Annotated in this window: 1 protein-coding gene; it reads left to right on the top strand. The window is 68.3% G+C overall.

Annotation, left to right across the window (positions count from 1 at the left end; all coding sequences use genetic code 11):
• Positions 1 to 404, top strand: a 404-nt coding sequence (locus D7X96_RS39365) for an aminotransferase class III-fold pyridoxal phosphate-dependent enzyme (RefSeq protein ID WP_121772021.1), incomplete at both ends; no start/stop codon positions are given.

The raw sequence follows: 404 nt of genomic DNA on the forward strand, positions 1-404 counted from the left end.
GTCCCAATCTCCAGCCACGGGCCTTCCTCCAGGCGTTGCGGACGATGACGCGTAAAGCAGGCGTGCCCCTCATCTTCGACGAGGTCATCACTGGCTTCCGGCTCCATCCGGGTGGCGCTCAGGCGTGGTACGGCATCGAGGCGGACCTGGTCACCTACGGCAAGGTGCTCGGTGGCGGCATGGCCATTGGCGCCGTCGCGGACCGCGGCGGATTCGTGGACCGCATCGACGGAGGCGACTGGAACTACGGTGACGCGTCCTACCCCGCTGTCGAGACGACCTTCTCCGCGGGCACGTTCTGCAAGCACCCGCTGACCATGGCGACCACGGTGGCCACGCTGAGCCACCTCAAGTCTCAGGGGCCCGCGCTCCAGGAGAATCTGAGCCGCCGCGCCGCGGGGCTG

It is taken from the genome of Corallococcus interemptor (assembly GCF_003668875.1).
GTDB lineage: Bacteria > Myxococcota > Myxococcia > Myxococcales > Myxococcaceae > Corallococcus > Corallococcus interemptor.